Origin of the sequence: Arthrobacter sp. FW306-2-2C-D06B (assembly GCF_021789175.1) — a bacterium.
GTDB lineage: Bacteria > Actinomycetota > Actinomycetes > Actinomycetales > Micrococcaceae > Arthrobacter.
On sequence record NZ_CP084560.1, the window covers coordinates 1,610,684 to 1,637,172 of the forward strand.

25 protein-coding genes are annotated in these 26,489 nt (G+C 65.0%); 18 read left to right on the forward strand and 7 right to left on the reverse strand.

Features of this window, described 5'->3' with window-relative positions:
* Nucleotides 1-37: 37 nt before the first annotated feature.
* Entirely contained in the window at nt 38-787 is a 750-nt protein-coding gene (gene lexA / locus LFT47_RS07595) for a transcriptional repressor LexA (RefSeq protein WP_236816708.1), read from the reverse strand.
* A 366-nt stretch (nt 788-1,153) separates the two neighbouring features.
* Here lexA and LFT47_RS07600 point away from each other — a divergent pair, with 366 nt between their 5' ends.
* The 8 genes from LFT47_RS07600 (at nt 1,154) to LFT47_RS07635 (ending at nt 7,408) form a co-directional block, all read left to right on the forward strand.
* Nucleotides 1,154-1,513, forward strand: coding sequence for a LysM peptidoglycan-binding domain-containing protein (locus LFT47_RS07600; protein WP_236816711.1), 360 nt, complete (start codon nt 1,154-1,156; stop codon nt 1,511-1,513).
* A 91-nt stretch (nt 1,514-1,604) separates the two neighbouring features.
* A complete protein-coding gene (locus tag LFT47_RS07605; protein WP_236816713.1) occupies nt 1,605-2,723 on the forward strand; it encodes a histidinol-phosphate transaminase in 1,119 nt (372 codons plus the stop codon).
* 42 nt (nt 2,724-2,765) lie between these two features.
* Nucleotides 2,766-3,392, forward strand: coding sequence for an imidazoleglycerol-phosphate dehydratase HisB (hisB, locus tag LFT47_RS07610; RefSeq protein WP_236816714.1), 627 nt, complete (start codon nt 2,766-2,768; stop codon nt 3,390-3,392).
* A complete protein-coding gene (hisH, locus tag LFT47_RS07615) occupies nt 3,389-4,144 on the forward strand; it encodes an imidazole glycerol phosphate synthase subunit HisH (protein WP_236816715.1) in 756 nt (251 codons plus the stop codon). The genes hisB and hisH overlap by 4 nt, the downstream gene beginning before the upstream one ends.
* Before the next feature lies 1 nt (nt 4,145).
* Nucleotides 4,146-4,304: a hypothetical protein gene (locus tag LFT47_RS07620; protein WP_172465499.1), complete on the forward strand. Its 159-nt coding sequence runs from the start codon at nt 4,146-4,148 to the stop codon at nt 4,302-4,304.
* 62 nt (nt 4,305-4,366) lie between these two features.
* Nucleotides 4,367-5,113, forward strand: a complete 747-nt coding sequence (priA, locus tag LFT47_RS07625) for a bifunctional 1-(5-phosphoribosyl)-5-((5-phosphoribosylamino)methylideneamino)imidazole-4-carboxamide isomerase/phosphoribosylanthranilate isomerase PriA (protein WP_236816718.1) — start codon at nt 4,367-4,369, stop codon at nt 5,111-5,113.
* Entirely contained in the window at nt 5,113-6,015 is a 903-nt protein-coding gene (locus LFT47_RS07630) for an SseB family protein (protein ID WP_236816719.1), read from the forward strand. The genes priA and LFT47_RS07630 overlap by 1 nt, the downstream gene beginning before the upstream one ends.
* Nucleotides 6,016-6,073: 58 nt before the next feature.
* The gene (locus LFT47_RS07635; RefSeq protein WP_236816721.1) at nt 6,074-7,408 is read left to right on the forward strand and encodes an MFS transporter; all 1,335 of its coding nucleotides are present in this window, start codon (nt 6,074-6,076) and stop codon (nt 7,406-7,408) included.
* A gap of 85 nt (nt 7,409-7,493) precedes the next feature.
* Here the strand turns inward: LFT47_RS07635 and LFT47_RS07640 are convergent, their stop codons facing one another.
* On the reverse strand, nt 7,494-7,880 hold the full coding sequence (locus LFT47_RS07640; protein WP_236816723.1) for a DUF1844 domain-containing protein: 387 nt from the start codon (nt 7,878-7,880) through the stop codon (nt 7,494-7,496).
* A gap of 377 nt (nt 7,881-8,257) precedes the next feature.
* Here LFT47_RS07640 and infC point away from each other — a divergent pair, with 377 nt between their 5' ends.
* The 5 genes from infC (at nt 8,258) to LFT47_RS07665 (ending at nt 12,189) form a co-directional block, all read left to right on the forward strand.
* On the forward strand, nt 8,258-9,244 hold the full coding sequence (infC, locus tag LFT47_RS07645) for a translation initiation factor IF-3 (RefSeq protein WP_236816731.1): 987 nt from the start codon (nt 8,258-8,260) through the stop codon (nt 9,242-9,244).
* Between the two features lie 119 nt (nt 9,245-9,363).
* Nucleotides 9,364-9,558, forward strand: a complete 195-nt coding sequence (gene rpmI, locus LFT47_RS07650) for a 50S ribosomal protein L35 (protein WP_236816733.1) — start codon at nt 9,364-9,366, stop codon at nt 9,556-9,558.
* Between the two features lie 117 nt (nt 9,559-9,675).
* Nucleotides 9,676-10,206 (forward strand): 50S ribosomal protein L20, encoded by a 531-nt coding sequence (gene rplT / locus LFT47_RS07655; protein ID WP_234753143.1) that lies wholly within the window; start codon nt 9,676-9,678, stop codon nt 10,204-10,206.
* A gap of 51 nt (nt 10,207-10,257) precedes the next feature.
* The gene (locus LFT47_RS07660; RefSeq protein WP_236816741.1) at nt 10,258-11,151 is read left to right on the forward strand and encodes a TrmH family RNA methyltransferase; all 894 of its coding nucleotides are present in this window, start codon (nt 10,258-10,260) and stop codon (nt 11,149-11,151) included.
* Nucleotides 11,152-11,253: 102 nt separating this feature from the next.
* Entirely contained in the window at nt 11,254-12,189 is a 936-nt protein-coding gene (locus tag LFT47_RS07665) for a cation diffusion facilitator family transporter (RefSeq protein ID WP_236816743.1), read from the forward strand.
* 104 nt (nt 12,190-12,293) lie between these two features.
* Here LFT47_RS07665 and LFT47_RS07670 read toward each other — a convergent pair whose 3' ends face one another.
* Nucleotides 12,294-13,502, reverse strand: a complete 1,209-nt coding sequence (locus tag LFT47_RS07670; RefSeq protein WP_236816745.1) for an MFS transporter — start codon at nt 13,500-13,502, stop codon at nt 12,294-12,296.
* Nucleotides 13,503-13,648: 146 nt separating this feature from the next.
* Here LFT47_RS07670 and LFT47_RS07675 point away from each other — a divergent pair, with 146 nt between their 5' ends.
* A complete protein-coding gene (locus LFT47_RS07675) occupies nt 13,649-14,089 on the forward strand; it encodes a (deoxy)nucleoside triphosphate pyrophosphohydrolase (RefSeq protein ID WP_236816747.1) in 441 nt (146 codons plus the stop codon).
* Here LFT47_RS07675 and LFT47_RS07680 read toward each other — a convergent pair.
* Nucleotides 14,086-15,180, reverse strand: coding sequence for an Rv2578c family radical SAM protein (locus LFT47_RS07680; protein WP_236816751.1), 1,095 nt, complete (start codon nt 15,178-15,180; stop codon nt 14,086-14,088). The genes LFT47_RS07675 and LFT47_RS07680 overlap by 4 nt on opposite strands.
* Before the next feature lie 98 nt (nt 15,181-15,278).
* Between LFT47_RS07680 and pcp the strand changes: the two genes are divergently transcribed.
* A complete protein-coding gene (pcp, locus tag LFT47_RS07685; protein WP_236816753.1) occupies nt 15,279-15,926 on the forward strand; it encodes a pyroglutamyl-peptidase I in 648 nt (215 codons plus the stop codon).
* Here the strand turns inward: pcp and LFT47_RS07690 are convergent.
* Nucleotides 15,923-16,573 carry an SIMPL domain-containing protein gene (locus LFT47_RS07690; RefSeq protein ID WP_236816755.1) on the reverse strand — a complete coding sequence of 217 codons (651 nt, stop codon included), beginning with the start codon at nt 16,571-16,573 and terminating at the stop codon, nt 15,923-15,925. The genes pcp and LFT47_RS07690 overlap by 4 nt on opposite strands.
* 186 nt (nt 16,574-16,759) lie before the next feature.
* Between LFT47_RS07690 and pheS the strand changes: the two genes are divergently transcribed.
* From pheS to LFT47_RS07705, 3 genes are all read left to right on the forward strand, one after another.
* Complete coding sequence (pheS, locus tag LFT47_RS07695) at nt 16,760-17,821, forward strand: phenylalanine--tRNA ligase subunit alpha (protein ID WP_236816757.1); 1,062 nt, start codon at nt 16,760-16,762, stop codon at nt 17,819-17,821.
* A gap of 2 nt (nt 17,822-17,823) precedes the next feature.
* Nucleotides 17,824-20,373 carry a phenylalanine--tRNA ligase subunit beta gene (pheT, locus tag LFT47_RS07700; protein WP_236816759.1) on the forward strand — a complete coding sequence of 850 codons (2,550 nt, stop codon included), beginning with the start codon at nt 17,824-17,826 and terminating at the stop codon, nt 20,371-20,373.
* Nucleotides 20,374-20,501: 128 nt separating this feature from the next.
* Entirely contained in the window at nt 20,502-21,065 is a 564-nt protein-coding gene (locus LFT47_RS07705; RefSeq protein WP_236816761.1) for a 4'-phosphopantetheinyl transferase family protein, read from the forward strand.
* 26 nt (nt 21,066-21,091) lie between these two features.
* On the opposite strand, the gene LFT47_RS07710 is transcribed toward LFT47_RS07705, so the two are convergent.
* Together LFT47_RS07710 and LFT47_RS07715 are read right to left on the reverse strand one after the other, a co-directional pair.
* Complete coding sequence (locus tag LFT47_RS07710; RefSeq protein WP_236816762.1) at nt 21,092-22,474, reverse strand: M1 family metallopeptidase; 1,383 nt, start codon at nt 22,472-22,474, stop codon at nt 21,092-21,094.
* 81 nt (nt 22,475-22,555) lie between these two features.
* Complete coding sequence (locus LFT47_RS07715) at nt 22,556-26,488, reverse strand: Pls/PosA family non-ribosomal peptide synthetase (RefSeq protein ID WP_236816763.1); 3,933 nt, start codon at nt 26,486-26,488, stop codon at nt 22,556-22,558.
* Between the last annotated feature and the right edge of the window lies 1 nt (nt 26,489).

The following is a 26,489-nucleotide window of genomic DNA, read 5'->3' on the forward strand; positions in this document are numbered from 1 at the left end:
GCTTGCTCAAGCGGACCCGTCCTGGAGCCACCGCGAACTAAAGGGAGCGCAGGACCGAAACAACCTTGCCCATGATCGTGGCATGGTCCCCGAGGATGGGCTCGTACTGGGTGTTCTGGGGGAGCAGCCACGTGTGGCCGTCGCGCTGGCGGAAGGTCTTGACAGTGGCTTCGTCGTCCAGGAGCGCGGCCACGATGTCGCCGTTGAGTGCGTCGTTCTGACGCCGAACCACCACCCAGTCTCCATCGCAGATAGCGGCGTCGATCATGGAATCACCAGCGACTCTCAGCATGAAGAGCTCGCCATGGCCTACCAATTGGCGGGGCAGAGGCAATACGTCTTCAACGGTCTGGTCAGCCAGGATGGGTCCACCGGCAGCAATGCGTCCGACGAGGGGGACCATGGCCGTGTCACTCGCACTCGCGAGTTCCGTGACGGCCAGGCCGCCCGCGCTGCGGAGTTTCGCCGGCGATTCAACACCGGGTATGACAGAGCCGCCGTCGAGGGTCAACGGCATGAGTACTTCCATTGCCCGCGGGCGCTTGGGATCGCGACGAAGATAGCCGAGCTTCTCGAGCTGTGACAGCTGGTGCGTGACGCTGGACAGGCTCGCCAAGCCGACGGTGTCCCCGATTTCACGCATCGACGGCGGATAACCATGATCGTTCACCGAACGTTGGATGGTCTCCAGGATTTTCTTCTGGCGGACGGTCAGGCTCTTGGGGGCCTTCTGCGGCTGCTGGCTCCGCGCTGAGGCCGGCCCGCTGCCAGTGGCTTTCGCTGCCATGTTCGCCAACGCCCTTCCGTTCCGCCCGTTCGGCGCTGAGGCGCCTGCGGGACTGTCGGCCTGAAATGTCAGACCCTCCTGTTGCACTGGTTCAGTGCTCTTTCCTTCACTCAAACGTAGGGCAGGCACTGGCGTTTTTCAAACATTTGTTCTAGCGAGTCTCGACATCGTTCGTTGATAGGTGCTAAAAATGTCATAGCAAGGTTCGAATATGTGTTCTATAAAAGTGATGCAGGATCCGGGTGTTCGTTCGAATCGTTCGAACAGATCAACTAATAGCCGTCCTGCAAGCACTGACTGAAGGCAAGAATTGGCAGCCGCAACCAGGGATTCCGGAACGCGGCAATGTTCAGAAGGGCTCAGCTCATGTCCGCAATCACCATCACCCACCGGTCCGGCCGCAGTACGGCACCGGGCCGGCTTCGCCTGACCCGCCGGGGCCGCATGGTCTTCTTCGGCGTCCCGGCAATGCTCTTGGTCGCAGTGCTGCTCAGCCTGGCGGGATTCCTGAATTCGCCGGCCAAGGCTGCAGATTCCGCCGCCGAGCTGCAGCCCACCTCGAGTACGAGCGTCACGGTACAAGTGGGCCAGTCGTTGTGGGGGATTGCGGGAATCGCCGCACCGTCCCGGGATCCACGTGACGTAGTTGCCGAGATTATCCAGCTGAACAACCTTCAGGACGGCCGCATCGTGCCGGGCCAGCAACTGTTCATTCCGGCCACTTAACAGCAACGCTGACCGGGCTGGCAGCTCGCCTGAAAGGGCGCAGCGCCGTCACAGTTTCAGGGCATCGGCCGCGGCACCTTAAACTGTCATGGTGAGTGACCAGCTTGAGCGACTTGACCGACTTCCCCTCCGGACCAACCTCCGCGGCCTGAGCCCGTATGGCGCACCGCAGCTTGATGTTCCGATTCTGCTCAACGTCAACGAAAACACGCATGGCGTGCCTGCCGATGTCCAGGCAGCCATCACCGAGGCGGTAGCGGCAGCCGCCGTCGGACTGAACCGCTATCCCGACCGCGAATTCACCGAACTACGCGAGGCCCTTGCTGAATACCTCGGCCATGACCTCGCGGCCGAGAACATCTGGGCAGCCAACGGCTCCAATGAAGTGCTGCAGCAGATCCTCCAGGTCTTCGGTGGTCCGGGCCGGACCGCGCTCGGTTTCCCGCCCACGTACTCGATGTACCCATTGCTGGCCAGCGGAACCGACACGGGATACATCGCGGGAGTCCGCGCTGAAGACTATGGACTCGATGCGGCCTCGGCCGCCGCGCAGGTTCGCGAACTCAAACCGAATGTCGTGTTCCTCTGCTCCCCGAACAACCCCACCGGCACGGGGCTCGGGCTGGACGTCGTCGAAGCCGTGTACGAGGCGGGCGAGGCGAGCCAGACCGTGGTGATCGTGGACGAGGCATACCACGAGTTCGCCCACGACAACACGCCGAGCGCGTTGACGCTCCTCCCTGGACGGGCGCGCCTTATCGTCTCCCGGACCATGAGCAAGGCCTTCGCCCTCGCCGGTGCACGCATCGGCTACATGGCGGCTGCCCCCGAGGTCGCCGACGCGATCCGCTTGGTCCGCCTTCCGTATCACCTTTCCGCCATCACCCAGGCAACCGCGCTGGCCGCACTCCGGCACCGTGAAGCCCTCATGGCCGACGTCGAGGACATCAAGGTCCAGCGCGATCGCATTGTCAGCGAGTTGAGCCGCATGGGCTTCAAGCCGGCCGCCTCGGATTCGAACTATGTGTTCTTCGGCGGAATCGAAGACCCCCATGCCCTGTGGCAAGGCCTCTTGGAGCGCGGGGTCCTGATCCGCGACGTCGGCATACCGGGCCACCTCCGCGTCACAGCCGGTACGGAGCCTGAGACCACCGCGTTCCTCGAGGCGCTCGAAGCCTTGCTGGACGGCCAGGTCTCCGCACCGGCCTAGACTTGAACAAGTCCCACCACTCCTTCCTCCTAAGGATCATCAATGAGCGAAAACGGCGCCAGCACGGCGGCCGCCCGGACAGCACGAATGGAACGCACCACGAGCGAATCCTCCGTCCTGGTTGAAATCAACCTCGACGGCACGGGAGTCTCGGATATCAGTACCTCGGTGCCGTTCTATGACCACATGCTGACGGCGCTCTGCAAGCATTCGCTCATCGACATGACCGTCAAGGCGACCGGAGACACCCACATAGACGCCCACCACACCGTGGAGGACGTTGCTATCACCTTCGGTGAGGTCCTCCGCACCGCCTTGGGTGACAAAGCGGGTATCCGGCGCTTCGGCGAGGCCACGGTGCCTTTGGATGAAGCGCTGGCCCACGCCGTCGTCGACGTCTCCGGACGCCCTTACCTCGTTCATGGCGGTGAGCCCGCCGGCCAGGAATACCACCTGATCGGTGGACACTTCACTGGTTCGCTGACCCGCCACGTGTTCGAGGCCATCACCCTGCACGCCGGCATCTGCCTTCACATGAATGTCCTGGCCGGCCGGGATCCGCACCACATCGTGGAGGCCCAGTTCAAGGCGTTCGCCCGCGCGCTCCGCTCCGCCGTTGAGTCCGACCCCCGCGTCGAAGGCATTCCGTCCACCAAGGGCGCCTTGTGAGTAGGCACATCCTCAAGGATGGCGCCGTCGTGGATCCGAAGGCCGCCAGCCGCATTGTCTCGCCTGAAGGAAAACCGACCGTAACGGTCCTTGACTATGGCTCGGGCAATGTCCGCTCTGCGGTCCGGGCGCTTGAGCGTGCCGGAGCGGCAGTCACGTTGAGCGCCCAGCCCGAAGATGTCCTGAATGCTGACGGGCTCCTGGTCCCGGGCGTCGGCGCGTTCGAAACGGTGATGCGCGAACTCAAGGCAGTTGACGCCCTCCGGATGATCGGCCGTCGTGTTGCCGGGGGCAGGCCCGTCCTGGGCATCTGCGTCGGGCTCCAGGTCTTGTTCGAGGCCGGAGTGGAGCACGGAACCGAGGCGGAAGGCATGGGCGAGTGGCCCGGCAAAGTGGAACTCCTGCCAGCGCCCGTTGTCCCGCACATGGGCTGGAACACCGTAGACGTGCCCGAAGGCTCAAAGCTGTTCGCCGGCGTCGAGCACGAACGCTTCTATTTCGTGCACTCGTACGGCGTGCAGAAGTGGGAATTCGACGTCGTCCAACCCCGCATGGCTCCGCCGAAGGTGACCTGGTCAGAGCACGGTGCCCGTTTCATCGCCGCCGTGGAAAACGGTCCGTTGTGCGCTACGCAATTCCACCCAGAGAAGTCGGGCGACGCCGGAGCCCGGCTCCTGCGTAACTGGGTCGATGGCTTGCGACCGCAAGCAAAAACCCAGCCGCAGGCGACCGGGGCCGGAGGCGCTGCATAAGATGTGGTCCGTTATCTTCATGGGCGCGGCAGGGCTGCTGGTAGGCGGCGGAATCTCCTTCCACCAGCAGAAACGCCCCGCCTGGGTCTCCATTTCGTTCTACGTACTCGCCGGCCTGGCACTGCTGGCGGCCTACCTCTTCACTCTGCCTGCCAAATGATCGTGCCTGCCAAATAACTTGCCGGGCAACTGACGCCCGTCCCCACGACACCGAGGACATCAATGACCACCCCCTCTGAACTGCCCGTCCTGGAACTCCTGCCCGCCGTCGACATCGTGGACGGCCAGGCAGTCCGCCTCCTTCAGGGAGAAGCCGGCTCCGAGACCAGCTACGGCACCCCGCTCGAAGCCGCACTGAACTGGCAGAACGCCGGAGCCGAGTGGGTGCACATGGTGGACCTGGACGCAGCCTTCGGACGCGGCAACAATGCCGACCTCATCAGCGCGGTCGTCTCGCAGCTGAACGTCAAGGTTGAGCTGTCCGGCGGACTGCGCGACGACGAATCCCTCGAGCGCGCGCTCGAGCTCGGCGTCGCCCGCGTGAACCTCGGAACGGCCGCGCTGGAGAATCCCGAATGGACCCGTCGGGCCATCGACCGCTTCGGTGACAAGATCGCCGTCGGGCTCGATGTCCGCGGCACGACGCTCGCGGGCCGGGGCTGGACCAAGGAGGGCGGCGATCTCTGGGAGGTGCTGGCCCGCCTTGAGGAGGCCGGTTGCGCCCGCTATGTGGTCACGGACGTCACGAAGGACGGAACCTTGCAGGGTCCCAACGTCGAGCTATTGCGCCGGATGGTGGAAAAGACCGGCAAGCCTGTCGTTGCGTCGGGCGGCATCTCCAGCCTCGAGGACCTGCGCGTCCTGCGGGAGCTCGTGCCTCTAGGGGTCGAAGGAGCGATCGTCGGCAAGGCGCTGTACGCCGGTGCCTTCACGCTTCCGGAAGCCCTGGACGTCGCCGGCCGCCGCTGATGTCGCAGGATCCACAGTCCCCGGCTGCTGACAAGGCCTCGACTCCGGCACCCCGGCAGTTGCCCGGGCACATCGCCGCTGCCCTGGCGGGCGCCGGGGGAGCAGGCGATTCTGCCGGCCAGCCCTGGGCGGGCCGCGACCTGAGCGGAGACGCCGCCAAGATCCATAATTTCGAAGACGACGACGGAACAGCCGACGCCGGGTACCTCGCCGCCGTCGCGGCCCTGCTCGCCGGTACCGGTAGCGAGGCCGGCGTGGTGGCTTCGTTGGCGACGGCCAGGGTCTTTGTCCCGGTGGTGGCCCAGCTCGCTGAGGAAGCCGAGGGCGTGGACGGTCTTCATGCCGACAAGCAGGCCGACATGGCGCTCGTGACATTGAACGCGCCGGACGGCCGCACGGCCATGCCCGTGTTCACCTCGGCTGCCGCCCTTGAAGCGTGGCACCCGCAGGCCCGACCCGTCGCCGTTTATGCGGCCCGGGCGGCGTTGTCTGCCGTGTCCGAGGGAGCCCAGCTGCTCGTTCTGGATCCGGGTTCGGATGTCACCTTCGTGGTGCGCAGGCCTGCCATGTGGTCATTGGCGCAGCAGCGCGACTGGACGCCGTCGTACCTTGATGATGAACTGGAGGCTGCTCTCAATTCCTTGGCAGGGATATACCCCGCCGTCCGGCGCCTGGAGATGCGGCCAGGATCGGGGATGGCTTCGCGCACGGCCGACGGATCGGCCATGGCCGGCGGGGGACCCGGGCCTGAATTGCGTGTGGTGCTGTACCTCGAAGACGGCTTGGATGCCGCCGCGGTGCAGGATCTCGTCTCCGGGCTGAACGGACGTTGGGCGCAGAACGAATTGTTCGCCGAGCGGGTTGACTCGATCGAAGTCAGCTTGCAGCGGGCGGCACAGTAGCCGAAGGCACAGGGGGAACGTCCTTGTCCTGCCCTCGGCAGAACAGGGGATGTATCTCGTGAATTTCTCTCTCTACCGGGAGATGCTGTCCATCACGTCCGTGCGGCGTCTCCTGCTGGTGGGCATGGTGGCCCGCATACCGCACTCGGCGGCGGGGGTTCTGCTCACCCTGCACATCGTGCTGACCTTGGGCAAGGGATATGCCGCCGCGGGTGCTGCCGCCGCCGTATTCACCATCGGCATCGCGATTGGCGCTCCGTGGCGAGGGCGGCGCGTGGACACTGTCGGCCTGCGCAAGGCGCTTGTTCCTTCGGTTGTATCTGAGCTGGTGATTTGGTCCGTGGTGCCGCACGTCAGCTACGAATGGATCCTTCCGCTCGTCTTCGTCGGGGGACTGTTGACGCTGCCGATCTTCAGCGTCATCCGGCAGTCCCTCGGTGTGCTGGTTGATGGCGAGCAACGGCGTTCGGCCTATGCCCTGGACTCCATCGGCACCGAAGTGGTCTTCATGATCGGTCCCGCGGTGGGCGCAGTCGTGGCTACCAGCGGGTTCACGGTCCTCGGCCTGACGATCGTGGGCGTGTGCACTTCGGCCGCCGGGCTCTTCCTGCTGTGGTTCAACCCGCCCACCCGGAGCGAGGGCGTCCTGGATGCCGGCCAGGCGGCCGACCGGGATGCCGATGAGCTCCATGCGGCCGAAGCCGCGGTGGTGGCCTCGGCGCCGGCCCATCTCCAGGAAGCCGCTTCGGAGATGGCCCCGACGGTTTCGCAAGCTTCCGGGCTGCGGGGAAAGATGGCCCGGAACTTTACGTGGTTCACCGCGGCGGTAGCCGCCGTGTTCGCCGTCGCCGCAGGATCCGGCATGGTCCTGAGCGGCACCGACGTCGGAATTGTCGCGGTGCTGCAGCGCGGGGGCCACGAGAGCGAGATCGGAATTGTTTTCTTCTTCTGGTGCGCCTCTTCGGTAGTCGGCGGGCTCATCTACGGCGCAATGCACCGGCCCGTCTCACCCATCCTGCTCCTGCTTGGCATGGCGGCCCTGACCATCCCGATGGGATTCGCCGGGGACACCTGGACCCTTGCCTTGTTGTCCCTGCTTCCCGGTCTGCTCTGCGCACCGGTGTTGTCCGCGGCGTCGGAAAAGGTCGCCGACATCGTGGATGAGGAGCGGCGCGGCGAGGCAATGGGCTGGTATGGCTCGGCTCTCACGGCGGGCGTGGCTTTCGGTTCGCCGGTCGCGGGACTCTTTATCGACGGCGTGGGACCGTGGGCCGGCTTCGTCGCCATCGGTACGGCAGGAGTGCTGCTGTGCCTTGCCGGGCTGTTCCTCCAGCTTCGTCGACGCCGGATCATGACCATCACCCAGGCCGGCGCCGGGGATCCCGCCAACTGAGTCGCGCCCAAGCCGCCAGGATACGACGACGGCGGGCCGGCCAAACAGGCCGGCCCGCCGTCGTGGTCCTACGGGTTAGTCCGTGTCAGTTGACCGGGCCGGTGAACTTTTCGCCCGGGCCCTTGCCCGGTTCGTCCGGGATCAGGGAAGCTTCGCGGAACGCAAGTTGCAGGGAGCGGAGGCCATCGCGCAAGGGGCCCGCGTGCTGCGAACCGATTTCCGGTGCTGCGGCGGTGACCAGGCCGGCCAAAGCGGTGATCAGTTTGCGCGCTTCGTCCAGGTCCTTGAGCTCCTCGGCTTGGGGGTCGTCGGCCAAGCCCACCTTGACGGCCGCTGCGCTCATGAGGTGAACGGCGCCGGTGGTGATGACCTCAACAGCCGGAACTTCCGAAATGTCGCGGATCTGCTGGCCTACTCCGGCGTCGGTGCCGGCCGGCTCGTGGTCGAGGGAATTGCTGTCTGAAGTGCTCATGCTGGTAAGCTTGTCACAGACCGACTGGAAGTTGCCATTTCCCATGGCACACGCAGCGCTCGGCCACCCATCGTTAATGTGCGGTTGGTTGCCGATTTCTGTAGAATTGATTTTCAGTTTGCAAGCGGAGTTCTCTCCCACCCGCGTCAGCCGTTTCCCTTCGGGGATGTAAGTTGCCGGGTACATGGTCGGACACCGTTCAAGGTCAGCTTTGGATGGTGCGAACGCCCCGTTGAGGGGCCGTCTCCGATCTTCGAGGCCTTCGATTGCGCCAGCAATTGGGGGCCTTCTCTATTTGCCGGTGGAATACTCATCACAACAACAGGAGCTTTGACATTAGCGAGCCAAGAATCAATGAGCGTATCCGCGTCCCCGAGGTGCGTTTGGTCGGCCCTGCCGGCGAACAGGTTGGAATCGTCCGTATTGAGGACGCCCTGCGTCTGGCTGCCGAGGCTGACCTGGATCTCGTTGAAGTTGCACCGCAGGCGAAGCCTCCGGTGTGCAAGCTGATGGACTTCGGCAAGTACAAGTACGAAGCCGCTGTCAAAGCCCGTGAGGCCCGCAAGAACCAGACCAACACGGTTCTCAAGGAAATCCGCTTCCGCCTGAAGATCGACACCCACGACTACGAGACCAAGCGCGGCCACGCGCTTCGCTTCCTGGGCGCCGGTGACAAGGTGAAGGCCATGATCCAGTTCCGTGGGCGTGAGCAGCAGCGTCCTGAAATGGGCATCCGCCTGTTGCAGCGCTTCGCTGAGGACGTCGCCGAAGTTGGCGTGATTGAGTCCAGCCCGCGCATCGATGGCCGGAACATGGTCATGGTGATTGGTCCGTTGAAGAACAAGGCTGAGGCCAAGGCCGAGGCCCGCCGCGCGGCGCAGCGTGCAGAAGCCAAAGCCCAGAATGAAGCCAAGGCTGCAGGCCGGATTGACGTCTCTGGCGAGGATGCCCCCTTGACCCAGTCACTCGCCGACTTGCTCCCGGCGGAACTCTTGACTCAGGCTGAGGAAACCGCGCCGGAATCCGTTGAGGCGGAGGCTGCTGAAGTCGAAGAGACTCCGGCGGCTGAGGAAACGGTTGTCGAAGAAGCCCCTGTGGTGGAAGCGGCTCCGGTAGTCGAAGAAGCTCCCGTAGTTGAAGCGGCTCCGGTTGCCGCACCGGCGCCGGCGAAGGCAGCAGCAAAGGCTCCGGCACCAGTGAAGGCTCCTGAGCAGGCAGCTCCTAAGTCTGTCGTACCGGCTGCCCCCAAGCCTGCTGCTACACCAGTACCGAAACCGATGGCGAAGCCCGCGGTTCCGAAGCCTGCAGCTCGGCCGGCAGCCCCCAAGGCAGCTCCGAAGCCAGCGGCACGCAAGACCAACTAGTCACGCCGCAGGAGGGGCATCCCCTCTGCCCGGCACTAAAGCAGCAGCCGCCCCTCATCGGGTGGCTGCACGAAAGAACTGCAGACCCAGTCTGCGGACACGTAAGGAGATCGGTTCCCATGCCGAAGATGAAGACCCACAGTGGTGCTAAGAAGCGCTTCAAGCTGACCGGTACCGGCAAGCTGAAGCGTCAGCAGGCAAACCGCCGCCACTACCTGGAGCACAAGTCCTCCACCCTGACCCGTCGCCTTGCCGGCGACAAGATCGTCTTCAAGGGCGATGCCAAGGTCATCAAGAGGATGCTCGGCATCTAAGTTCCAAGTTTTCTGGTTGCTGCCATCCGGTAGCTGCCGACTACACCAAAGCCTTCTCAGGCCGGCCGGGTTTCCGGCAGTAGCAGCTTGGGATAAGAATTTTGAAGGAGTACGCACGTGGCACGTGTGAAGCGGGCGGTAAACGCCCACAAGAAGCGTCGGGTTGTCCTTGAACGGGCCAAGGGTTACCGCGGTCAGCGGTCTCGCCTGTACCGCAAGGCAAAAGAGCAGCTGCTGCACTCGTTTGTGTACAGCTACGGCGACCGCCGCAAGAAGAAGGGCGACTTCCGTCGCCTCTGGATCCAGCGCATCAACGCTGCATCCCGCGCCAACGGCCTGACCTACAACCGTCTGATCCAGGGCCTGAAGGCCGCTGAGGTCGAGGTTGACCGCCGCATGCTGGCAGAGCTGGCCGTTTCCGACGCCAACGCTTTTGCCGCGCTGGTCAAGGTTGCCAAGGATTCCCTGCCTGCCGACACCTCCGCTCCGGCCGTCAAGGCCGAAGCCGCTCCGAAGGCTGCCGCCAAGACTTCTGCGGCTACCAAGGCTGCTCCGGCAGTCAAGGCCTCCGTTTCCGAGGAAGAGCCCGCTGCCAAGGCCCCCAAGGCCAAGGCTGCGAAGAAGCCTGCCGCTGAAGCTGCTGAGTAGCACCTAGCCTCAGTTCATGGGACGGTGGCAACTGCCACTAAAGTTCTGTATATGAACGAAACCGGGCGCCCGCAAGAACTTCCGATGTCCAACCCCCGAGCCGATCGGGTCAGGGATGTTGCAAGGCTTGCAGGGCGCCCGGCGCGTTTAAAGCGTGGCCGGTTCCTCGCCGAAGGCCCTCAGGCCGTGCGCGAGGCGCTGCTCCTGCACCGGGAGCGGACTGCGGCAGGGGAGCCAGGCGTCGTACACGAAGTCTTCGCGAGCGAAAGCTGCCTGGACCGGCTTCCCGAACTTGCCGAGCTCGCCGACGGCGTTGCCTTGCGGCTTGCGAACGATGATGTCCTGGCCGCCATGGCGGATACCGTCAATCCCCAAGGGATTGTGGCCGTCTGCAGCTTTGTGGACGTCAGCCTTGAATCAGTGCTCGACGCCGGGCCGCGGCTGATCGCTGTCATGTGCCAAGTGCGCGATCCTGGCAATGCCGGGACGGTGCTTCGGGCCGCTGATGCCGCCGGTGCGGATGCCGTGGTTTTGACGGCCTCCAGCGTGGATATTTACAATCCGAAGGCCGTGCGGTCCACGGCCGGTTCGCTCTTCCACCTGCCGGTCGTCCTGGGTGCGGACGTCGAAGAGCTCGCGTCCCTCTGCAAGGAGCGCGGCATCGGGATCCTCGCAGCGGACGGTTACGGAACCCTCAATCTGGACAAACTTCAGGACGAGAACGCGGCACGCCGCCTGGGCGCGTCGGTAGCGCCCTCCGCCTACGCGCTCGAAGCCCCGACGGCCTGGCTGTTCGGTAACGAGGCGCAAGGACTTTCGGACTCCGAGCTTGCGCTTGCTGACCATCGTGTCGCAGTGCCCGTCTACGGTTCGGCGGAAAGCCTGAACCTCGGCACAGCCGCCACCGTATGCCTTTACGCCAGCGCGCGCTCCCAGCACTCCTGACAGTTTCTCAACCGGTACGGTATTGCTTGCAGGACGCGACCCCGCGGTCCGTTACTGCCGATTCACTCACATCCCCTGAACCGAAGAAGAGGTGGAGCTTTCGTGGCTGCAAATGGCGGTACCAAGGCAATCGTGGCGGCATTGAGTGCCAACCTGGCGATTGCTGTGCTCAAGTTCGTCGCATTCGTGCTGACGATGTCGTCGTCGATGTTGGCGGAGGCAATCCACTCCGTCGCCGACTCCGGCAACCAGTTGCTCCTGCTGCTTGGCGGGAAGCGGGCGCAACGGGCCGCAAGTCCCGAACACCCCTTTGGATATGGCCGTGAGCGCTACATCTACGCCTTCATCGTCTCGATTGTGCTGTTCAGTGTTGGAGGCCTCTTCGCGCTCTACGAATCCTGGGAGAAATTCCAGCACCCCCACGCCATCGAAGGCGGTTTCTGGTGGGTGCCGCTGGCCGTGCTGCTCGGGGCCATTGTGGCGGAATCCTTCTCGTTCCGCACCGCCATCCACGAATCCAATCCCCAGCGCGGAAAACAGAGCTGGATCAAGTTCATCCGCAACGCCAAACAACCGGAACTTCCCGTGATTCTCCTGGAGGATTTCGGAGCCCTCCTGGGCCTCGTATTCGCGCTGTTCGGCGTGAGCCTGACCCTCATCACGGGCAACGGCTTGTGGGACGCGGCGGGCACAGGGATGATCGGGTTGCTTCTTGTGGGAATCGCCGTGGTGCTCGCGGTGGAAACCAAGTCCTTGCTGCTGGGCGAATCAGCCACCAAAGAGGACAACGCCCGCATCACGGAAGCCATTGAGTCCGACGGCACGCGCATCATCCACCTCAAGACCATGCACCTGGGCCCGGAAGAGCTGCTTGTCGCGGCGAAGATCAGCATCGGCGCGGCAGATACCGGTCAGGCCATTGCCAAAGCGATCGACGCCGCCGAACTCAGGATCCGCACTGCAGTACCGATCGCCCGGGTCATCTACCTGGAGCCCGACGTCGAGCGGGTCCAGGTCCAAGCAGCCCCGGGGCAGTAAAGCGGCGGGAGCGCGTTGTCAGGCAGCATGCGTCTAAGCGACGAAGGAGCGAGCATGCAGAGGATGATGCGCTTTCGTCGCGTAGCCAAGCTTGCGGGGCAGCACTATGCCGCCAGTGGCCGCTTGCGTTCCAACCAGCCGCTGATTCCCGCGACGCCGAGCCCCAGGATTGCCAGGACAGCCCCGACGAGGGCAGGGGCAACGTATCCCCAGCCCCAAGCGATGACCACGCCGCCGAGGAACGCGCCAAGGGCGTTGGCGATGTTGAGGGCCGAGTGGTTGAGTGAAGAGGCCAAGGACGGGGCGTCCGGCGATGCGTCGAGGAGGCGCGTCTGCAGCGGGGGGATAAGCATGGAGCCGATACCGCCGACGATGAAGACCATGATGAATGCGGACCACGCCCAGTGGGCCGCGAAGGCGTAGGCCACCAGCGCCAAGGCGATGAGGGGAAGGACCCGGTAGATGGTTCCCATGACCGACTTGTCGGCGATACGGCCGCCCAGGATATTGCCTGCCACCATGCCGAGTCCGTAGAGGGCAACTACCACGGGTATCAGCGCCTGCGGAATCCCTGCCACCGAAGTCATGGTGTGGGAGATATACGTGTACGTGGCGAAGAAGCCGCCAAAACCGATGATTCCGATCAGCAACGCCAGCCACACCTGAATGCGCTTGAGGGCGCCAAGTTCCCGCCGGATGCTTGCCTCGGGGTGGGCAGGCTCAAAGGGGACAAACTTCCACAACAACACGCTGGTGGCCAGGCCGATGACGCCCACCACCACGAAGAGCAGGCGCCACCCGAACGTCTGGCCGAGCCAAGTAGCCGCAGGAACACCGATGACGTTCGCGATGGTCAGTCCGCCCATGACCATCGAAATCGCCCAACCGCGCTTGGTGGGAGCAACCAGGCTCGCTGCGATGACCGCGGCGATCCCGAAGAAGGCGCCATGCGGCAGTCCCGAGGCAAACCTCGTGATCAACATGGTTCCGTAGTCCGGTGCAATGAAGGACGTCAGGTTCGCTATGGAGAGGAACAGCATGAGTCCCAAGGCAAGTTGCTTGCGGGGGAGCCGGGCGCCCAGCGCCGCGAAGATCGGCGCACCCACTACGACACCCAAGGCGTAGGCGGAAATCAGGTTCCCGGCCTCGGGAGTGCTGATGTTGAGTCCCTGCTCGATCTCCTTGAGCAAGCCCATCATCGTGAACTCCGTGGTTCCGATGGCGAATCCACCCATGGCAAGGGCGAAGATCGCCAGCGACACGTGACGGCTTCCGGACTTTTGGGAGGTCTTGCTGACAGCGGTAGTGGTCATCGTCCTGTTTCTTGGGGGCGAGCGGGATGTCACTCGAAGGGAATAAAGCCGACTTTCAAGCTTAGTGCGAGTCTCCGGCGAATGCCCCTGAATGTGACAACTTCCATAGGCAAGGGCGATGACCCGACGGCCAATAGACTGTTGCGGTGACTGGACTGATAAGCGTGGCGGGCGCCGCCGTCGTCGATTCCCTTGAAAATCCGAAAAGGCTGCTCGTTGCGAGGCGTAGCGCCCCGCCGCAATTCGCCGGAATGTGGGAGTTCCCGGGCGGCAAGCTGGAGGTAGGGGAGTCCTTCGAAGACGCGCTGCACCGCGAACTGCTCGAGGAACTCGGGATCACCGTCCGGCTCGGGGCCGAGGTTGAGCCGGACGCCGGAGCCGCGTGGCCCCTGAACGAGCGCGCCGTCATGAGGGTATGGTTCGCCGAACTGCTTGACGGCGAACCGCGTCCGCTCCAGGACCACGATGAACTCCGGTGGGTTCCGCTTGGCAATGGAGACGAGGCGTCCACCTTGCCGTGGATTCCTGCTGACCTGCCGATTGTCCGGGCACTGCTGGAGCGGGTGGCCTCCGGGCTGCTTGGCTAGAAAAGAGTGGATTGACCAGTTGTTGGAACGGAAGTCGGTGGGAGGGAAGCCGAGCTTTCCTTGCCCGCCGTGGCGTTCCTGTGGCTGAAACCGCTGCTGGCGGAGAAACCGTGACAGGCCTTGAAGTAGTTGATGCGGCCGCTGAGCCAGGTCCTGTATTCCTTCGAAGCGTACGAGCCTTGACCGTAGAGATGCCGATACTTGCCGACGAGGCCGGGGTGGTGCGCCGCCAGCCATTGCATGAACCATTCCCGCGTGCCCGGCTTCAGGTACAACGCCCCGGCCGTCACGCCAGTGGCGCCGGCGTCGGACAGGGCCGTAAAGAGCGACTCCAGAGCGTCATCGCTGTCCGTCAGCCACGGCAGGATAGGCATGGCCATGACGCCACACCGCAGCCCGGCCTCGCGCAGCCGGCGGATGAGTTTGAGCCTGGCGCGCGGTGCGGGTGTGCCCGGTTCCACCGCCGAGGCCAGGGCTTCGTCGGTCATAGCCAGCGAGATGCCCAGGTCCACGGGCACTTGGCTGGAGGCGTGCTTGAGGAGCGGGATGTCGCGGCCCAGGAGGGTTCCCTTGGTGAGGATGGAGAACGGGGTACCGGAATCGGCCAGGGCCCGGATGATCCCCGGCATCAGCTGGTAGCGGCCTTCTGCCCGCTGGTAGGGATCCGTATTGGTGCCAAGGGCCACATGATGGTGGCCCCACGACGGTTTGGACAATTCCCTGCGCAGGACCTCTGCCGCGTTGATCTTCACTATCACCTGGGAATCAAAATCGTGTCCGGCGTCGAACTCCAGATAGGTGTGGCTCTTGCGCGCAAAGCAGTAGACACAGGCGTGGCTGCATCCGCGGTAGGGGTTGACCGTCCATTCAAAAGGCATCTGGGAACCGGACGCCACCTTGTTGAGCACCGATTTGGCGGTGACCTCGTGGAAGGTGACTCCGGAGAATTCGGGGGTTGAGACGGAACGCACAAGCCCGGCCAGCGGCAGCAGTGCGTCCGTTGCCGGGGCGGCTCCGGACAGAAGGCTGTTGCTGTTGTCTCCGGGTGCCGGACCACGTTGTGGCGAAAGTGCTTGTGCGTCCCATCTCATGGACTCCATTCGAATATATGTTCGAACGCTTGTCAAGGCCTGCCGAATGTTCTCAACCGGCACGTGGAAGCCGGGCAGGCTGTTGCTAGGGTGGGTTCATGATTCTGCTGACAGGTTTCGAGCCTTTTGGCGGCGATTCCAACAACCCCTCGTGGGCTGCCGTCCTCGAAGCGCAGGAAATTTTGCGCGCCGAAGGGCATGAGGTGGATGCGCTCGAGCTGCCGTGTGTTTTCGGCGAATCCGCTGCGGCATTGCGCGAGGCCGTGGCGCGGGTAGGCCCGGAGCTGGTCATTTGCGTCGGGCTCGCCGGAGGCCGGGACCGGCTCTCCTTGGAGCGTGTGGCCATCAACTGCGACGACGCCAGAATCCCGGACAACGCCGGAAACAGGCCCATCGACGAGCCGGTGGTGCCGGAAGGGCCCGCGGCGTACTTCAGCACGCTGCCGTTGAAGTCCGCGCTGCGAGCACTTCAGATCGCTGGAATCCGCGCCGAAGTCTCGCAGACCGCCGGGACGTACGTCTGCAACCACGTGTTCTATGCCCTCATGCACGAGCTCGCCGGGGCTGTTGCGCCGCGCCCCCGGGGCGGCTTCATTCACGTCCCCTATGACGCAGCGCAACTACGGCCGGGCAGCGCCGCGCCCGGCATGGCTACGCCGGACATGGGCCGGGGGATCGCCGTCGTCGTTCGCGCCGCGCTTGGGAATCCGGTGGACGCGAAACTGTCCGCGGGCGCCGTTCACTAGCCTCGCGTGGGCGAATCCAGCTCCCACTGCACCACAACGCTCGCGGAAACCGCCACTGAGCCCGCTTCGATGGGCACGCCTTCGCTCGCCGAGGCGCGCTGCATACCGGCCATCATGGGCACCGGCGATCCATGCTCCGGCCGCTGATCGATGGATAGCACCTGCCCCAGCCGGCCGCCGGCAAGTGCGGCAAACCGGGCAGCCTTCGCTTCGGCTTCCCGCCATGCAGCCTCTTGTGCCCGCGCCGCAACGGCCGAGGCATCCATGAAGCCTTGTTCGATCCCGTTGATGCGAAGGCTGTCACCGCCCGCGGCCACCGCGGCGGAGATGGCCTCGGGGGCCGCCGACGGCGGCCCGACCCGGGCAACGAGCGTGGTTGATGCAACATAGCCGCTGACTTTTTGCCCCTGGTTTTCGGCCCAGACGAGTTCGGCGCGCAGATTGAGGCCGCTGGTCCGCAGGTCAAGGCCGGCCACACCGCGCCCGCGCAAGGCCTCCGTCACGGCCGAGGCGATCGCGCCGGCGTCGCCATAGGCAGCTTCGGCCGCGTCGCGCCTGACCTCAACGGCGAGCGTGAACGTGAGCAGGTCGGGAACGGCTTCGGCGGTTCCTTCTCCGGTGACAGTGATGGTGCGGGCCGGTGTCATGAGGCCATGCTAGCCCCGGGCGCTCGCGAACGCCGTCCGGAGGGTGTCACGGGTTAAAGCCCCGCCGAACCCTTCTACTAGACTGGGTGTTAGTGCCCGCCGGACGTGTCCAGCGAGCATCGCTCCTGCTTTTGCCATGGCCCCGCCTGGTGAAGACCATTTCCGACTCGTAGCTAAGAACAGTAGATGACTGACACTTTGCCGGGCGCTGCCATCCCGAACCCTCTGGATGAAGCCGCCATCACCGCTGCCGTTGAGGAAGCCGTCGCCGCGATTGCCGCTGCATCCTCCCTCGAAGAACTCAAAGCCGTCCGCTTGGCGCACACCGGCGAGAAGTCGCCCTTGAGCCTCGCCAACCGTGAAATCGGTGGCCTGCCCAAGGAGCAGAAGGCCGCCGCAGGCAAGCTCATGGGTTCCTCCCGTGGGCGGGTCAACCAGGCGCTCGCAGCTCGGACCGCCGTGCTCGAAGCCGAAAACGACGCCCGCATCCTTGTCGAGGAAACCGTCGACGTCACGGCAGGGCCGCGGCGGCGCCGTGCCGGCGCCCGCCACCCGCTGTCCACGCTGCAGGACCGCGTGGCTGACATCTTCGTCGGCATGGGTTGGGAAATCGCCGAAGGACCCGAGGTCGAGTCCGAGTGGTTCAACTTCGACGCCCTCAACTTCAAGCCCGACCACCCCGCCCGCGAAATGCAGGACACCTTCTTCGTGGAGCCTCCCGAGGCTCACTTGCTCATGCGCACGCACACTTCCCCGGTGCAGGTCCGTTCCATGCTGGAGCGCGAAGTGCCCATCTATGTGCTGTGCCCGGGCAAGGTTTTCCGCACCGATGAACTCGATGCCACCCACACGCCCGTGTTCCACCAGTTCGAGGGCCTTGCCATCGACAAGAAGCTGAGCATGGCCGACCTGCGCGGCACCTTGGAGCACTTCGCCCGGCAGATGTTCGGTGACGAGGCGCAAATCCGGCTGCGTCCCAACTACTTCCCGTTCACCGAGCCGTCCGCGGAGCTGGACATTTGGCACCCCGGTGCCAAGGGCGGCCCTCGCTGGATCGAATGGGGCGGCTGCGGCATGGTCAATCCCAACGTCCTGCGAGCTGCCGGCATCGACCCGGACGAGTATTCAGGATTTGCCTTCGGCATGGGCATCGAGCGCACGCTCATGTTCCGCAACGAGGTCGGCGACATGCGCGACATGATCGAAGGCGATGTACGTTTCAGCGAGCACTTCGGGATGGAGATCTAACAGTGCGTATCCCACTTTCATGGCTGCGTGAATTCGCGCAGGTTCCGGCCGACGCAACGGCCGAAGACGTCATGGCGGAACTCGTCAAGGTCGGCTTTGAAGAAGAAGCGGTCCACCGCCCCACGGACGAACTCAAGGGTCCCATCGTGGTGGGCCAGGTCCTGAGCCTCGTCAAGGAACCGCAGAGCAACGGCAAGACCATCAACTGGTGCCAGGTCCGCGTGGTCCCTGAAGGCCAGGAGCAGACCCTGACCGGCAAGGGCATCGACCCCTCCGGCGTGCAGGGCATCATTTGCGGTGCCCACAACTTCGTCGAGGGAGACAAGGTTGTGGTGACCCTCCCGGGCGCCGTGCTCCCGGGTGACTTCCACATTTCCGCGCGCAAGACCTACGGGCACCTGTCCGCAGGCATGATCGCCTCCGTCCGCGAACTCGGCATCGGCGAGGACCACGACGGCATCCTGGTGCTTTCCCGCATTGGCCTGGATCCCGAAATCGGCACCGACGCCATGTCCCTCCTTGGCCTCTACGACGAAGCCGCGGAAATCAACGTCACTCCGGACCGCGGCTATGCGTTCTCGATCCGTGGCGTCGCCCGCGAATATGCCCATGCCACCGGAACCGTCTTCACGGACCCCGCCGCCAAGGTCAACGCTCCGGCTTCCCTGCAGGGCGGCTACGGCGTCAAGCTCAACGACGACGCTCCCATCTACGGCAAGCCCGGTTGTGACCGCTTCGTGGCCCGCACCGTCCGCGGCGTGGACGCCACCCGCCCCACCCCGCCATGGATGGTCTCCCGGCTGCGCCTGGCCGGCGTCCGCTCCATTTCGCTGCCCGTTGACGTTTCCAACTACGTGATGCTCGAACTCGGGCAGCCGAACCACTGCTACGACCTCGACAAGCTCTCGGGCGATATCGTGGTCCGCCGCGCGGTCGCGGGGGAGAAGATCACCACCCTCGACGACAAAGTGCGTGCGCTCGACGTCGAAGACCTCCTGATTACCGACGACTCCGGCGCGATCGGCATCGCCGGCGTCATGGGCGGAGCCAACACCGAAGTTTCGGACTCGACCACCAACATCCTGGTCGAGGCTGCGCACTTCGACGAGGTCTCGATCGGGCGGTCCCGCCGCAGGCACAAGCTGCCGTCAGAGGCGTCCAAGCGCTTCGAACGCGGAGTGGATTGGCAGGTTGCCAACGTTGCTGCCCAACGCGTCGTTGACCTCCTGGTTGAACTGGCCGGTGGAACGGCAGACGAAGCCGGCACCGACGTCGGGACAGCACCGGACGCCGTGACCATCGAACTGCCGGCCGGTTACGCCGCCTCCAGGATCGGCATCGACTTCACTGAAGAGCAGATCACGGGTTCCCTTAAGGACCTCGGCGCCATCGTCCTGAAGGACGAGGTGGGCGGCTCCTATGTGGTCACGGCACCGAGCTGGCGCAATGACCTGGAAACCAAGGAAGACCTCTCCGAGGAAATCGCAAGGCTGGTTGGCTACGAGAACATCCCGGCCACCCTTCCCGTCGCCCCTCCGGGCCGCGGCCTGACCCGGACCCAGCAGCAGAAACGCCGCGTGGTCCAGGCGCTGGCCGACGCAGGGCTCACCGAGGTCCTCTCCTATCCGTTCGTCTCCAAGTCGGCCAATGACACCTTCGGAGTCGCGGAGGAAGGCGCGGCGCGCACCGCCCTCAAACTGGCCAACCCGATCAGCGAGGAACACGGTTACCTGCGTACCTCCGTGCTTCCCGGCCTGATCGAGGTAGCCCGCCGCAACCACTCCCGCGGGTTCCGGGACCTCGCGCTCTTCGAGGCAGGCTCGGTGTTCCTTCCCGACGGCCAGCTGGGCACGGCGTCCATCCCGCCGCTGGGCGTCAAGCCTTCCGACGAGGTCCTTGACGGACTGTACGACGGCGTCCCGGACCAGCCGCTGCACATCGCCGCTGTTTTGACGGGCCATGATTCCCCGGCAGCCGCGGCCCACACTCCGCGTGCCTGGGACTGGGCCGACGCCCTGGATGTTGCCCGCCTCGTCGGCGATGTCCTCGGAGTGGAGCTCGTGGTAAGCCAAGGCAGCCACCAGGCGTTCCACCCTGGCCGTGCCGCCCAGTTGGCACTCCGCTCCGGCGACGTCGTGGGCTACGCCGGCGAATTGCACCCCAAGCTGCTCGCCGCACATGACATGCCGGCACGCTCCGTGGCGCTCGAGCTCAACGCGGATGCACTGTTCGACGCCGCTCCGGACGTCATTGTTGCCAAGCACATCTCCGGTTTCCCGGTGGCCACGCAGGACGTTGCCCTCGTGGTGCCGCAGGACGTTCCGGCGGACGCCGTACTGGCTGCACTCCGGGAAGGCGCCGGGGAACTCCTCGAAGACGTCGCCTTGTTCGATGTCTACGCGGGCCAGGGAATCGAAGCCGGCAAGAAGTCGCTCGCGTTCGGGTTGCGATTCCGTGCCACGGACCGCACTCTGACCGCCGACGAGGCATCGGAGGCACGCGAGGCCGCCGTCGCCGTCGCCGCAGAGCGATTCGGGGCAGTCCAGCGCTGACGAGTATCAACCCGGGGATCCAGGGGCTGGCTGTTCACATCCAGTCCCTGGATCCTGCTGATTCCGCCGCCATCGGGAAGACGGCGGCGGAATTGCTGTCTCCGGCCGAGATCCTTCGGGCGGACGCCATGGCTACGGTCCTCCGGTTGGAGTTCCTCGCGTCCAGGCTGGCGCAGCAGAACTTTGCCGCGGCCGTCCTGGGTGTTCCAGCCTCGAAGCTTCAGGCGTCCTATGAGTGCCCGGAATGCGGTGCTGGTCCGGACATCGCGCATGGCCGGCCCGGATACCTGCTCGACGGCGGCCCTGCACCCTTGGCGCTTAGCGCATCACGGTCGTCGGGCTGGGTGTTGTTTGCCGCCGTCGTGCATCCGGAACCAGGGCTCCGGGTGGGCGTCGATCTGGAGAATGCCGCGGGCACGGAGTTCGCCGGCTTTGACGACGTCGCCCTGACTTCGCCCGAGCGCCGCCATCTCAACGCGCTCGAACCCAGACGCCGGGCGCAAGAGCGCGCACGCTTGTGGGCGCGCAAGGAAGCCTGGTTGAAGATGACGGGGGAAGGGCTCAGGGCGGCCCCGGATTCCCTCGAGGTGCTTGATAGGCCGGGACTGTGGGACCTGGAGCTTCCGGCCAGCGCCGACGGCCGTGATCTTCCTGCCGGACTGGCTGCTGCCCTCGCGGTAACGTCCCGCTGAATCCTTGGATCAGCTGAATTTCAGGATCAGCCGAAAGCGGGCAGCCTTGCTTGGTACAGCCACGGTTCCAGGACACAGGCCGCGTCGAGCCCCGGGACGAAAGCATTGGCCGCGGCGATGAATTCCGCCGTGGACACCGAGCTGTGGCGCTTGGCCTCGGTCCAGTGCCGCAACAATCCGAAGAACGCCGCGTCTCCGCATGCGAGGCGGACGGCGTGGAGGGCAAGGGCCCCGCGCTTGTAGACGCGGTCATCGAACATGTGCTCGGGTCCGGGGTCGCCGATCACCAGGTCCTGGGCACCGGCGTCGAGCTTGCGCCACGCGGCCCTTGCACGGTTGGCGAGGGACATGACGCCGGCCTCCTCGGACCAGATCCACTCGGCGTAGCAGGCGAAGCCCTCATGCAACCAGATGTCCCGCCAACTGCTCACAGTGAGCGAATTGCCGAACCACTGGTGGGACAGCTCGTGGGCGATGAGGCGCTGCGCATCCCATGATTGCTCCATGTGGTTCCGGCCGAAGATTGAGAGGGTCTGGGCCTCAAGGGGGATTTCCAGTTCGTCCTCGGTCACCACGGCAGTGTATTCGGCAAAGGGATACGGACCGAAACACTCCACAAAGGTGCGCATCATGTCGGCCTGCCGAGCCAAGCCTTCGCGGGCCTCGGTCAACAAACCGGGGGAGACCGCAACGAACTGGGGCACCGGAGCCTGCCGCAGGGCTTCTGCATGATGGGCCGTCGTCCCCGTGCGGACCCCACTGAGGGCGGGGCTGAGCTGATGGAGCCGGTAGCGTCCGATTTGCACAGTGGCGAGATAGCTTGCCATCGGCTCGCCCTGTTCGTAGACCCAGGTTTCGCGGCTTGATTTCCTGCTGTGGGAGACGAGGCGGCCGTTGCAGATGGCACGGTAGTTGTCGTCGGTGGTGATACTGATCAAGTAGCTGGACTTGTGCCGCGGATGGTCGTTGCACGGGAACCAGGACGCGGCGCCGTTCGGCTGCCCGGCAACCAGCACGCCGTCGTCGAGTTCTTCCCAACCCACTTCGCCCCACAGGCCCCGGCGCGGCTTCGGGTTGCCGTCGTAGCGGAGTTCAACCGTGAAGTGCTGGCCCGCCCGCAAGCGGTCCTTGGTGGTGATCACGAGGTGCTCGCCGCGGGTACTGAACTTCGGCACTTTCTTGCCGTCGACGAGGATTTTGGAAGCCTTCAGGCCCACCAGATCGAGCACCACCGAGTCCGCGTTTTCGAAGGCTATGCAGCGAAGCACGGCGCGGCCGTTGAGCCGGTTGCTGCCCAGGCTGTAGTCCAGGTCCAATTCATACCTCAGCACCTGGAATGCCGTGCTCCCGTGGTGCAGAGTGTAGGGATCGGCGGCAGTTGTGGTTAGTCCTGGTTCGCTAGGGCTCATGTGCGCTGGCTGCCTCCGTGTAGCTTGTCGTGCTGATGTTGTCTTGGGCTCGTATTTCATAAGCCCTCTTGCCAATTTACGCTACGGTCCGGACCAGGGGCTGACGGGGTTGCCTATCCAGTAGGTGCCCGCGGGAACAGTCTCACCGCGCATGACCAGCGACGCCGGTCCCACCGTTCCGCCCGCCCCGATGCTAGCGCGCGGCAGGATGACGCCGTGCGGGCCCATCGTGGCGCCGTCCCCGAGGACCACCGTGTCTATGCTCATGATGCGGTCGTGGAAGAGGTGTGTCTGGACCACGCAGCCACGGTTGACCGTGGAGCTTTCGCCGAGAGTGACGAGGTCGGCTTCCGGCAGCCAGTAGCTTTCGCACCAGGTACCCCGGCCGATTTTCGCTCCGAGGGCCCGGAGCCACCACACCAACGCCGGCGTGCCGGATGCCGAACGCGCAAACCAGGGAGCGCTGACCATCTCGATGAACGTGTCCACCACTTCGTTGCGCCAGATGAACGAGCTCCACAGGGGATGCTCGCCCGCTTTGATGCGTCCCACCAATATCCACTTCGCGGCGACCGAACTGGCCGCGGCCACGGCACCCGCGGCGAGGACTACGACGCCACCAAGGACGGCCGCGAGCCAGTAGGAGCTCTCTGTGGCGATCCAGTCGAGCACCAGCATGATGCCGACGGCGATCCCCACCGTCAGGATGACCGGAACCAAGCGGCACAGCTCCCAAAGGGCCCGTTTGGCCTTGAGGGCCAGCGGCGGGTTGAAGGTGAGGCTCTGATCCGCATTGACGGCGGTCCGGCGCAGCCTGACGGGCGGACTGCCCAGCCAGGACGTGCCCGATTTTGCCTTCGCCGGCGTGGCCGACAGGACCGCTACGAGGGAGTTCTTGGGAACGCTGCGGCCTGCGGCAGTCATGCCGGAGTTGCCGAGGAACGAGCGTTTGCCGATCTTGGCCGGCCCGATTTTCATCCAGCCGCCGCCGAGCTCGTAGGAAGCCACCATGGTGTCGTCGGCGAGGAAGGCGCCTTCGCCGATGGTGGTCATGCGTGGCAGCAGCAACACCGTGGAGGCCTCCACGTTTCGGCCTACTTTGGCACCCAGCATGCGCAGCCACACCGGGGTGAAGAGGCTGGCGTAGATGGGGAAGAGCAGGTCCCGCGCCATGTCCAGCACGCGTTCGGTGGCCCAAACCTGCCAGCCGACGCGGCTGCGGACCCGGTAGTACCCCTCCTTGAGGCCGACGCCGAGCATCCGGGTGGTCGCGAGGATCAGCAGGAGATTGCACAGGAACCAGGCCAGTGCCGCCAAGGGAATGGCAAGCAGGAGTTCCGGGAAGGCGTCCTGCAGGGAACTCCTGCCTTGGATGAAGGCCAGGATGACGATCGCGGCCACGAATGCCGAAATGTAGGGGATCAAGGCGAGCAGCGCCGAGGCCGCAGCGAATGCCGCAAACCAGAGCCTGCCGATCAGGTGGTGTGACGAGGGGGTCTCGGGCCAGCCGTTCTTGGCCTTGCCGCGGCGTTCGGCGGGGGAGCCGGCAACAAGATGCCCGGCCTTGACCTTGCCCAACACTGCGGAACCGGGCTCCACGCGCGCACCTGCGCCGATGCTGGTTCCCGGCATGAGCGTGCTGCGGGAGCCCACAGTAGCGCCTGCACCTACATGGATGGCACCGATGTGGACGTAGTCACCGTCGATCCACCAGGCGGAAAGATCCACTTCGGGTTCGATGTTGCAGCCGCTGCCCAGTGACAGGAGTCCTGTGACGGGAGGCAAGGAGTGCAAATGGACGTTGTTCCCGATCTTCGCACCCAGCGCCCGGGCGTAGTAAGGAACCCATGGAGCGCTGGCGAGGCTGATGGCCCCCGAAAGGTCCTGGATTTGTTCGGCCAGCCACAGCTTCAAATGGACTTTGCCTGAGCGCGGGTAGGTTCCGGGACTGACTCCACGCAAGAGGGTCCGCGCGGCGAGGATCGAGATGCCCATGCGTCCCGGCGGGCTCACGAACAACAGCCAAGATGCCAGGATCCACCACCAGGACACCATGGGAGCGGCTGTGAATCCGGCGAAGTCGGCCAGCAAATGGTTCGCGGCCATGAGGTACGTGAGCCAACGCATGCCCACCAGGATGTTGAGGAAGATCCCCATCAGGGTCTGGAAGATCTGCGATTTACGGGAGGTGGGGCGAACCGTGCGTTCGGCCGCCGGTCCCTGGATGCCGCCTTCGGGCAAAGACTGCCGAGCGACGTCGATCAGGGCGCCGACCCGGGGTGTCGCGTAGATTTCGGCCACCGTAATGGTGGGGTACCGCACGCGCAGCGCCGAGACGAGCTGGGCAGCGGCGAGCGAGCCGCCGCCATAGGCGAAGAAGTCGGCGTCGAGCGAGGTGACGCCGGAGCCGAGGACGCTTTCCCATTGCCCAACCACCCACTGGGCGTCCTCGGGCAGGTTGCGTGGCGCCTTGTCCGCATCCGCGGCGCCTGCGCCCGCCAACGGCCAGGGGAGGGAATGCCTGTCCACTTTGCCGCTGGTCTTCGTCGGAAGAGAATCCACGACCGTCAGCAGGGGAATCAGCGCGGCGGGCAGGCTTTCTGAAAGCAGCTCGCGGGAAGCTGAGAGATCGATGTCCTCGGGTCCGGCCGGAGCCAGGTAACCGACCAGTATCTGGTTCCCTGCCGCCGTCGTGCGGACTGCAGCCGCGGCACCAGCGACTCCGGGGAGGGCCTGCAGTGCGGCGTCGATTTCGCCGAGTTCGATGCGCCGGCCACCCAGCTTGACCTGTTCGTCGGCGCGGCCTTGGAAGATGAGGCCGGCTTCCTCGTAGCGGACGAGGTCGCCGGAGCGGTACGCGCGTTCCCACCCCAAGGACGGCATGGGGGCGTACTTTTCGGCGTCTTTGGCCGGATCGAGGTAGCGGGCCAGCCCGACGCCGCCGATGATCAGTTCGCCCGTCCCGCCTTCCGCGACGGGAACCCCGGCAGCATCGACGACGGCGAGGTCCCAGCCGTCCAGCGGCAGTCCGATCCGGACGGGTCCATCCCCGCCCAGGGGAGCCGCGCAGGCCACGACGGTCGCTTCGGTGGGGCCATACGTGTTCCATACCTCGCGGCCGTCCACCGCGAGGCGCTCAGCGAGTTCGGGAGGGCAGGCCTCGCCGCCGAAAATGAGCAGGCGCACGTTCTCGAGGGCTTCCGCGGGCCACAGGGCCGCGAGCGTGGGAACGGTGGACACCACTGTGATGCCGTGGTTGATGAGCCATGGGCCAAGGTCCATGCCGGAACGCACGAGGGCGCGCGGAGCCGGGACAAGGCAGGCACCGTGCCGCCAGGCCAGCCACATCTCCTCGCAGGAAGCATCGAAGGCGACTGAGAGGCCGGCGAGGACTCGGTCCTGGGGACCGATGGGATCTTGCTGGAGGAAGATCCGGGCTTCGGCGTCAACAAAGGCAGCGGACGAACGGTGCTGCACCGCCACGCCCTTGGGCGTGCCGGTGGACCCAGAGGTGAAGATGACCCAGGAGTCGTCATCCAGCTTTGGTGCACGCGGAGCCGGGTGCGGTGTTGGGCGCTCCCCGGACACTTCGATCCTGCGGCCCTTGGTGACGACGGCAGACACTTTGGCTTCTCCGAAAACCAGCCGAGCCCGTTCCTCGGGATCGTCCGCGTCCACGGGCACATAGGCGGCCGCAATCGAGATGATCCCGAGAATGGCAATGTAGAGATCGTTCGAGCCGGAGGGGACCCGCACTCCGATCTTGTCTCCGGGGCCCAGTCCGGCCGCGTGGAGCGTGGCGGCAAAACTTCGTACCTGCGCCATGAGCTCGGAGTAGCTCAGCGACTTTTGCCCGTCGTCGAGGGCCGAGGCCTCCGGGAATGTCCGGGCCGTGTCCTGGAGGATCTCAAGGAGCGTGCGTGCTGGCGGTGCGGCTGCCGAGCCTTGCAGCTGAGGCAGATGCACTACTTGCAGTTCCAGGCTGTCCGCCGGGATTTCATGTTCCTGGGTCACG

What these genes read in the sequence shown, in the direction of transcription:
- LFT47_RS07660 (WP_236816741.1), top strand. Translation starts at nt 10,258, where the DNA reads ATGAACGAAACCGGGCGCCCGCAAGAACTTCCGATGTCCAACCCCCGA.
- hisB (WP_236816714.1), top strand. Translation starts at nt 2,766, where the DNA reads ATGAGCGAAAACGGCGCCAGCACGGCGGCCGCCCGGACAGCACGAATG.
- LFT47_RS07620 (WP_172465499.1), top strand. Translation starts at nt 4,146, where the DNA reads ATGTGGTCCGTTATCTTCATGGGCGCGGCAGGGCTGCTGGTAGGCGGC.
- pheS (WP_236816757.1), top strand. Translation starts at nt 16,760, where the DNA reads ATGACTGACACTTTGCCGGGCGCTGCCATCCCGAACCCTCTGGATGAA.
- LFT47_RS07630 (WP_236816719.1), top strand. Translation starts at nt 5,113, where the DNA reads ATGTCGCAGGATCCACAGTCCCCGGCTGCTGACAAGGCCTCGACTCCG.
- LFT47_RS07710 (WP_236816762.1), bottom strand. Translation starts at nt 22,474, where the DNA reads ATGAGCCCTAGCGAACCAGGACTAACCACAACTGCCGCCGATCCCTAC.
- LFT47_RS07705 (WP_236816761.1), top strand. Translation starts at nt 20,502, where the DNA reads ATGGCTACGGTCCTCCGGTTGGAGTTCCTCGCGTCCAGGCTGGCGCAG.
- rpmI (WP_236816733.1), top strand. Translation starts at nt 9,364, where the DNA reads ATGCCGAAGATGAAGACCCACAGTGGTGCTAAGAAGCGCTTCAAGCTG.
- LFT47_RS07600 (WP_236816711.1), top strand. Translation starts at nt 1,154, where the DNA reads ATGTCCGCAATCACCATCACCCACCGGTCCGGCCGCAGTACGGCACCG.
- LFT47_RS07680 (WP_236816751.1), bottom strand. Translation starts at nt 15,180, where the DNA reads ATGAGATGGGACGCACAAGCACTTTCGCCACAACGTGGTCCGGCACCC.
- LFT47_RS07640 (WP_236816723.1), bottom strand. Translation starts at nt 7,880, where the DNA reads ATGAGCACTTCAGACAGCAATTCCCTCGACCACGAGCCGGCCGGCACC.
- priA (WP_236816718.1), top strand. Translation starts at nt 4,367, where the DNA reads ATGACCACCCCCTCTGAACTGCCCGTCCTGGAACTCCTGCCCGCCGTC.
- LFT47_RS07670 (WP_236816745.1), bottom strand. Translation starts at nt 13,502, where the DNA reads ATGACCACTACCGCTGTCAGCAAGACCTCCCAAAAGTCCGGAAGCCGT.
- lexA (WP_236816708.1), bottom strand. Translation starts at nt 787, where the DNA reads ATGGCAGCGAAAGCCACTGGCAGCGGGCCGGCCTCAGCGCGGAGCCAG.
- LFT47_RS07690 (WP_236816755.1), bottom strand. Translation starts at nt 16,573, where the DNA reads ATGACACCGGCCCGCACCATCACTGTCACCGGAGAAGGAACCGCCGAA.
- pcp (WP_236816753.1), top strand. Translation starts at nt 15,279, where the DNA reads ATGATTCTGCTGACAGGTTTCGAGCCTTTTGGCGGCGATTCCAACAAC.